The organism is Sphaerisporangium sp. NPDC049002 (assembly GCF_040649355.1).
Lineage (GTDB): Bacteria > Actinomycetota > Actinomycetes > Streptosporangiales > Streptosporangiaceae > Sphaerisporangium.
Genome location: NZ_JBEZFH010000088.1, coordinates 20,721 through 27,710, shown reverse-complemented (window position 1 = coordinate 27,710; position 6,990 = coordinate 20,721). Strand labels below are relative to the sequence as shown.

Annotated in this window: 8 protein-coding genes; 4 read left to right on the top strand and 4 right to left on the bottom strand. The window is 72.4% G+C overall.

Features of this window, described 5'->3' with window-relative positions:
* Positions 1 to 520, bottom strand: a 520-nt coding sequence (locus tag AB0B89_RS18925; RefSeq protein ID WP_358554054.1) for an ice-binding family protein, incomplete at its 3' end; no start/stop codon positions are given.
* A 324-nt stretch (positions 521 to 844) separates the two neighbouring features.
* Here AB0B89_RS18925 and AB0B89_RS18920 point away from each other — a divergent pair.
* Genes AB0B89_RS18920 through AB0B89_RS18910 form a run of 3 tightly spaced genes read left to right on the top strand, consistent with a single transcriptional unit; the run spans position 845 to position 2,670 of the window.
* Positions 845 to 1,756: an SPFH domain-containing protein gene (locus AB0B89_RS18920; protein WP_358554051.1), complete on the top strand. Its 912-nt coding sequence runs from the start codon at positions 845 to 847 to the stop codon at positions 1,754 to 1,756.
* Positions 1,753 to 2,028 carry a hypothetical protein gene (locus tag AB0B89_RS18915; protein ID WP_358554048.1) on the top strand — a complete coding sequence of 92 codons (276 nt, stop codon included), beginning with the start codon at positions 1,753 to 1,755 and terminating at the stop codon, positions 2,026 to 2,028. Before AB0B89_RS18920 ends, AB0B89_RS18915 begins: the two co-directional genes overlap by 4 nt.
* Before the next feature lie 3 nt (positions 2,029 to 2,031).
* Positions 2,032 to 2,670, top strand: coding sequence for a GPP34 family phosphoprotein (locus tag AB0B89_RS18910; protein WP_358554045.1), 639 nt, complete (start codon positions 2,032 to 2,034; stop codon positions 2,668 to 2,670).
* Positions 2,671 to 2,784: 114 nt separating this feature from the next.
* Here AB0B89_RS18910 and AB0B89_RS18905 read toward each other — a convergent pair whose 3' ends face one another.
* The 3 genes from AB0B89_RS18905 to AB0B89_RS18895 all read right to left on the bottom strand — a co-directional run bounded on the left by AB0B89_RS18905 (position 2,785) and on the right by AB0B89_RS18895 (position 5,172).
* On the bottom strand, positions 2,785 to 3,609 hold the full coding sequence (locus tag AB0B89_RS18905; RefSeq protein ID WP_358554042.1) for a DUF1707 domain-containing protein: 825 nt from the start codon (positions 3,607 to 3,609) through the stop codon (positions 2,785 to 2,787).
* A gap of 61 nt (positions 3,610 to 3,670) precedes the next feature.
* Positions 3,671 to 4,612 carry a maleylpyruvate isomerase family mycothiol-dependent enzyme gene (locus tag AB0B89_RS18900; protein WP_358554039.1) on the bottom strand — a complete coding sequence of 314 codons (942 nt, stop codon included), beginning with the start codon at positions 4,610 to 4,612 and terminating at the stop codon, positions 3,671 to 3,673.
* 2 nt (positions 4,613 to 4,614) lie between these two features.
* Positions 4,615 to 5,172 carry a sigma-70 family RNA polymerase sigma factor gene (locus tag AB0B89_RS18895; RefSeq protein WP_358554037.1) on the bottom strand — a complete coding sequence of 186 codons (558 nt, stop codon included), beginning with the start codon at positions 5,170 to 5,172 and terminating at the stop codon, positions 4,615 to 4,617.
* A 134-nt stretch (positions 5,173 to 5,306) separates the two neighbouring features.
* Here AB0B89_RS18895 and AB0B89_RS18890 point away from each other — a divergent pair, with 134 nt between their 5' ends.
* On the top strand, positions 5,307 to 6,935 hold the full coding sequence (locus tag AB0B89_RS18890; RefSeq protein WP_358554034.1) for an isovaleryl-CoA dehydrogenase: 1,629 nt from the start codon (positions 5,307 to 5,309) through the stop codon (positions 6,933 to 6,935).
* Positions 6,936 to 6,990 lie beyond the last annotated feature (55 nt).

Genomic DNA, 6,990 nt, shown 5'->3' with positions numbered 1-6,990 from the left:
TGACGGGGGCCATCCTCCGGAACGCCTCGATGAAGGAGGCGGACTTCACCCAGGCGCCGGGCGTCAGAGTGGTCCCGCCGAGTTCTGTCGGCACGGTGGTGGCGGGGGTCCGGGAGGCGGCGTCGTCGTAGGCGGCGGTCAGGTCGGCCTGCGCCTGCGCGGCGGCGGCGTCGGCCGCGTGGATGGTTCCCGCCACCGTGCCGGGCGGGAAGCCGGTCACGGACGTACCCGGGCTCAGGCCGAGATCCCCGGTGACCGCACTGGAGCCGGTGTTGGTGACGGTGCTCCCGGCCAGGACCGCGAAGGCGCCGGCGGCCCCCAGGCTCACGCGCGGTTGCGGCGCGCGCGCACCGGCCTGGGTGGCGACGAGCGCGGCCATCACCGGGACGAACGCGAGGACCGCCGAGAGGAACAACCGGGACGGGCCCGCGGTGGGAATCGCCCCCGTCCCGTCCACCCGCGCCTGCGCCGGTCGCGAAGCCGCGGCACGCCGCCGCGGCACCGGCAGGAGATTCCTCATGAGCTCCTCATCCCTAGGCCGACTTGAGGGGGGAGGAGACCTCGACGACCTCACGACCCTCACGGGTGGTCCCTCGGCCAGTCGATCATCTTCGTTGTAACACCCCGATCGGACCGATACGGCGACGACGTGCCGTCTGGACGGGAGAAGCTTCCATGATCGCTAAGTTGGACACGGCCGTTCAGCGGCGGCTGGCGCGGGCCTCGGTGAAGATCGCGCCCGAGGACACCGCCACGTCACCGGCCGGACCGGGGGTTGGAAAAGTGATATCACTTTGCTATGGTTTTGCCTATCGACGACAATCCACGACGGACGGTGGCAGCGATGGAGAAGATCGACAAGGTGGCCGTGGAGATGCCGGCGCCGCAGGTGAGCGAGCGGCGACCGCTCAGCGTGTCCGGCTGGCCCATGCTCGGCCTGATCGTGCTCATGGCGATCGCGGGCGTCCTGCTGCTGAACCGGGCGAACGAGGGTGGGTCCGCCGTTCTGGTGCCGGTGGGGATCTTCCTGCTGGTGGCGGCGGTCCTGCTGCTCAGCGGCATGATGGCGATCGCCCCCGGGGAGGCCAGGGTCGTGCAGCTCCTCGGCCGCTACCTCGGCACGGTGCGCACTGACGGACTGCGCTGGGTGGTCCCGTTCACGCAGAAGCGGAAGATCTCGACCAGGATCCGCAACCACGAGACCGGCGTCGCCAAGGTCAACGACGCCGACGGCAACCCGATCGAGATGGCCGCGGTCGTGGTGTGGCAGGTGGAGGACACCGCGAAGGCGGTCTTCGAGGTCGACGACTTCGTGGAGTTCGTCTCCATCCAGACGGAGACGGCCGTCCGCCACATCGCGGGCAGCTACCCGTACGATTCCCACGACACCGGCCAGCTCTCGCTCCGCGACAACGCCGACGAGATCACCGGCAGGCTGTCGGCCGAGATCTCCGCGCGCGTCGCGTCGGCCGGGGTCAAGGTCATCGAGTCGCGGATCACCCGCCTGTCGTACGCCCCGGAGATCGCCCAGGCCATGCTGCGACGCCAGCAGGCCGGCGCGGTGGTCGCCGCCAGGCGGCAGATCGTGGAGGGGGCGGTGGGCATGGTCGAGGCGGCCCTGCACCGGCTCGACGCGGCGGACGTCGTCGACCTCGACGACGAGCGGAAGGCGACCATGGTGAGCAACCTGCTCGTCGTGCTGTGCGGCGACAGGGATGTGCAGCCGGTCGTCAACACCGGCTCCCTGTACCAGTGAGCGAGCGGAAGAAGATCCTCCTGCGGCTCGACCCGGCCGTTCACGACGCGATAACCCGGTGGGCGGGGGACGAGCTCCGCAGCACGAACGCGCAGATCGAGTTCCTGCTCCGCCGGGCCCTCGCGAGCTCCGGCCGGCTCCCCGGCGACGTGGGGCGCATGCCCCGTCGTGGCCGCCCCCCGAAAGACGACGACAGCGCCGAAGCGGCGAGCGACGACCACATCGGCGCTGGACACACCGGTGGTGGACACACCGGTGAGGGAGAGGAGTGACCGGTGAACATACCCGAGTCCCTGCATGAGCGGGTCTACCTGCTCGCTTACGACACCGAGCGGGGGCGCACGGCCGAGCGCCGGCACCTCGGCTACCTCCTGCGCGCGGGCGTCCTCGCCGAGCTGCTGATCCAGGGCCACCTCGCCGACGCGACCGGCGGACCGGTCGCCCGCACCCCGGCGGTGGCCGATCCCCTGCTCGACGGCGTGCTCCAGCAGATCGCCGGCTCGCGGCGGCGCACCTGGCAGCACTGGGTGAGCAAGGGCTCGGGCGCCACCGCGCGGGAGGTGCGCGACCGGCTGGAGTCCGGCGGCTGGATCCGCGTGGAGCACGGCCGCTTCCTCGGCGTCTTCCCCACGGCCCGGGTGAGCGTTCGCGACACCCGCGTGGTGAGGCAACTGGTCGGTATGGCGTCCACGGCCCTGCGCGCCGGGCAGCCCGCGTCGCGGCTCGACCCGAGGGACGCCGCGCTCGCGGCCCTCGCGGCGGCGGTGAGGCTCCGTACCGTCCGGCCCCGGGCCCAGTGGCGCGCCCTCCGCAAGCGGAGCGACGAGCTGTCGGAGGTGGTGGCCCCGGTGCCGCAGGCCCTTCGCAAGGCCATCCAGACCGCCGAAGCGGCGGCGGCCGCCGCCGGCACCTGACCGGCCGATCCGAACGAACCAGAGGCCGTCTCCGCCGGTTGCCGTGACCCCGCTACGAGCGGGGCGGGTATGGGACGGCGTAGCCGGCGCCGGTCCGCCCGAGCCCCAGCACTGCTACGGGCGGGGCGGATACGGGGGCTCGGGAGGGAACGGCGGCATCGGGGGGCCGCCCCGGCGGGTGTCTCTGCGGGCCTGGCGGCGCTGCTCGCGCCACTCGTGACGCTGCTCGCGCATCGCGTCATGGTAGGCCCGGTGAAGCTCGTGACGCTGCGCGTGGAGGGCACGCAGCTCCTCGCGGACCAGCTCCCGCCGCTCCCCCGCCCACTCGTTCCAGGCGGCCCGCACCCGGTTGATGGGCTTGGCGCGGGAGTCGCCGATGACCTTGACGTCGCCCATCAGGACGTACGCACGGACCCGGATCACCGGGACGTTCTGCCCGGGAGGCGCCTCCAGGACGTTGACCTTCTTGTCCCCCATGATGGCGACGCCGCTCAGGTCGACGTCCACGCCGTCCGGGACGATGATCTTCACGCTCCCCATCATCACCGTGGCGACGATGTCGACCTCATTGGAGCGCACCTCCGCCTCGCGCAGGTCGATCGTCACGTCGCCCATCACCGCGACCGCGCCGATCTCCTGGTCGACCCGCCACTTGCCGCGCCGCTTGGTGTCGCCCATGACCGCGACGTACCAGCGCCTGGCCACGCCGGGGCGGGGGGACGCGGGGGCGCTCGCGGGGAACGGCCGGGCGTCGGCGGCCCCCGGCAGGTCGGCCGTGAGCTGGGCCAGCTCGGCGTGGCTGGTGGCGAGGTAGGCGGCCTCGGTGCGCTCGGTCAGCTCCGACAGCGTCAGACGTCCTTCGACGGACGCTTCCCTGAGCCGCTCCACCACGGCCTCGCGCTCGGCGTCCGAGGCGCGCATACCACCCGGATCGTTCATGCCAACGAATCTAGCGCGATGTCCCCGCCAGTCCGATCCTCCGAAAGGAGGAATCCCGCCGTCAGGGGCCCGACAGGGCGGGGGCCGCCTCCAGCACGTCGCGGGCCAGGGCGGCGTCCCCCGCCACCCCCGCGGGGATCGTGGCGGGGGTGCCGCGCCCGCCGAGGAGGAAGCAGAACTTCACCACGTCGCAGGTGAGCTCGGCGTGCGCCGGAGAACCGTCGTCGGGTACGGCCGTGCGGGCGACGTCGAGGGGAACGTGCCAGGCACCTCCGCCGGGCCCGGTCAGCGTGAGCCGTACGGCGCGGCCTCCGCCGTCGACGCCGGAGAGCAGCATCGTCCAGGGGAGCAGCCGCGCGCAGAAGTCGGCCGTCGGGTGCAGGTGCTCGGAGAGCGGCCGGGGAAGGGACAGCCCGATCACCGTGGCGGCGTCGTGGGTGTGGATCCAGGTCTCCAGCATGCGGGCGAGCAGGTGGTCGGACACCGGGAAGCTCATGCCACCCGGGTCGACCGGTGTGGCGGGCTCCATCGTGGCCGCGCGCTCGCAGATCGCCTCCGCCTGGGCGCGCCACTCGGCACGGGTGCGCTCGGGCGTCAGGCCGTCAACGAAGGCGATCATGTCGGCGGTGCGGCCCAGGGTGTCGTTGGCGGCCAGCGGCGGACCGGCCACCGGGGCGCCGATCGCGGCGGCGACCAGGCTGTCGGTGGCGGCCAGGTGGCCCACGAGCTGCTGGAGTGTCCAGCCCTCGACGATCTTGCGTGACCAGTCGCCGGGCGAGGCGGATGCGAGCAGGGCGTCCATGGCGGCGACCCGCCCGGCGTACGAGGCGGCGAACCCGGTGACGACGGCCGGACGGCGGGCGGAGCGCGCGGCCGCCAGCAGCCGCGCCAGGGAGCCGTGAGGCGGTCCGTCGACGGCCACGGACATCATGTCGAGGCTCAGGCGTGTGAACGGGTCGGGGGTGCCGGGGATCTTCTCGCCGGGTCCCGGGTCGCGATCCACCGTCACACCTCCTCTTCGGCAAGCTCGTCGGCGAGCCTGCGAAGGCCCAGGCGGATCCGGGACTTCACGGTCCCCTCCGGCAGGCCGAGATCCTCCGCCGCCTGGCGGTAGGTACGGCCACGGTAGTACGCCAGCTCGATGGCCTCGCGCAGGCCACTGGGAAGCCGGCTGACCGCGAGCCGCACCCGGGCGACCTCGTCGGCGGCGAGGACCCACTCTTCGAGCGGGCTCGGCTCCGGCTCCGCCAGGCGCGGGCCGAGTGCCGAGACCCGGTGGCGCTCCTCGGTGCGGACGTGGTCGACGGCGCGCCGGTGGGCGATCGTCGCGAGCCACGAGCGCAGCGAGCCCCGGTCGGGGTCGAAGGCCAGCGGGCGCTCCCAGAAGGTGACGAAGACCTCCTGGACGATGTCCTCGGCGATCACCCGGTCGCGCGTGACCCGCAGCGCGAGCCCCAGCACCAGTGAGTACAGCCGGTCGTGCACCTCGCCCAAGGCGCTCTCGTCCCCGCCCACGACGCGCTGGTGAAGCGACCGGTCGTCGGTTTGCCCAGGCGCCTCCACCGGCCCCACCCCTCCTCGCTAAGCCACCCGAGCATCCCACTGTTCCCGCGAAATGTTGAGATGGATGGCGAAGCGCGTATCAAGAAGTGTGCTTCGCGACCCAGAAGTGCGCGTCGATTCACCCGGAGGCTCCCTTGACACACGATGTCTTCAACCAGGCCCCCCCGCTCACCGGCCACGACGTCTCCGCCGACCCGAGCCTGGTGGAGGGCGTGAAGCGCGAGGGCGCCGACTGGGCGCTCGGAGAGCTGCGCACCCTCGGCACGCTCGCCGGGTCGTCCAGGGCGCAGGAGTGGGGCCGTCTCGCCAACGAGCACCCGCCCGTCCTGCGCAGCCACGACCGGTACGGCAACCGGATCGACGAGGTGGAGTTCCATCCCGCGTGGCACGAACTGATGGCGGTTGCCGTCGGCCACGGCCTGCACGCCACCCCCTGGACCTCGCCCCGGCCCGGAGCCCACGTGGCCCGCGCCGCCAAGTTCTACGTGTGGTCGCAGGTGGAGGCGGGTCACGGCTGCCCGATCTCTATGACGTACGCCAGCGTGGCGGCGCTGCGGCACACCCCTGCCCTGGCGGCCGAGTGGGAGGGGCCGCTGGCGTCCAGGAACTACGACTTCGGCCTGCGGCCGGCCTCCGCCAAGCGCGGCGTACTCGCGGGAATGGCGATGACCGAGAAGCAGGGCGGCTCGGACGTCCGCGCGAACACCACCAGGGCCGAACCGCTCGGCGACGGCACCTGGGCCATCACCGGGCACAAGTGGTTCAACTCGGCCCCGATGTGCGACGTCTTCCTGATCCTCGCGCAGGCCCCGGGCGGGCTCTCGTGCTTCCTGCTCCCCCGCGTGCTGCCGGACGGCTCGCGCAACGCCATGCGGATCATGCGCCTGAAGGACAAGCTCGGCAACAGGTCCAACGCCTCGGCCGAGGTGGAGTACGAGGGCGCGGCGGCCTACCTGGTCGGCGAGGAGGGCCGGGGGGTCAGGACCATCATCGAGATGGTCAACATGACCCGGCTCGACTGCGTCATCGGCTCGGCCTCGGGCATGCGGTACGGGGTGACGCGGGCCGTCCACCACGCCACCCATCGCAAGGCGTTCGGCAGGGCGCTCGCCGGACAGCCCCTGATGCGCAACGTGCTCGCCGACCTGGTGCTTGAGTCGGAGGCGGCCACCGCCGTCATGATGCGCCTGGCCGGGGCCACCGACAAGGCGATCCGCGGCGAGACCGGCGAGGGCGTGCTGCGCCGCACGGCTCTGGCCGCCGCCAAGTACTGGGTGTGCAAGCGCGCCCCGGTACACGCGGCCGAGGCGCTGGAGTGCCTCGGCGGCAACGGGTACGTCGAGGAGTCGCAGATGCCGCGGCTGTTCCGGGAGTCCCCGCTCAACGGCATCTGGGAGGGGTCGGGCAACGTCGCCGCGCTGGACGTGCTCCGGTCCATCGAGAAGGAACCCCACGCTCTCGACGCCTTCTTCGAGGAGGTGGATCTCGCCGCGGGCGCCGACCGCCGCCTCGACGCCGCCATCGGCGAGACCAAGAAGTCCCTCGCCGACATGGCCACCGCCGATCACCACGCCCGCCGGGTCGCCGAAAGGCTCACCCTTGTCCTCCAGGCGTCCTTGCTGGTCAGGCACAGTCACCCGGCCGTCGCCGACGCCTTCTGCGCCTCCCGGCTGGATGGCGACTGGGGCCACGCCTTCGGCACCCTTCCCCCCGGCCTGGACCTCACCACGATCATCGACCGGGCCGCCGTGAAGGCCGCCTAGTTGAGCCAGGGTGGTCCGAACAAGGTGTGCACTTCGATCCTGGGGAGGGTGCCTC

Excerpts from the sequence above, each read along its gene's own strand:
- AB0B89_RS18920 (WP_358554051.1), top strand. The coding sequence starts at position 845 with ATGGAGAAGATCGACAAGGTGGCCGTGGAGATGCCGGCGCCGCAGGTG.
- AB0B89_RS18905 (WP_358554042.1), bottom strand. The coding sequence starts at position 3,609 with ATGAACGATCCGGGTGGTATGCGCGCCTCGGACGCCGAGCGCGAGGCC.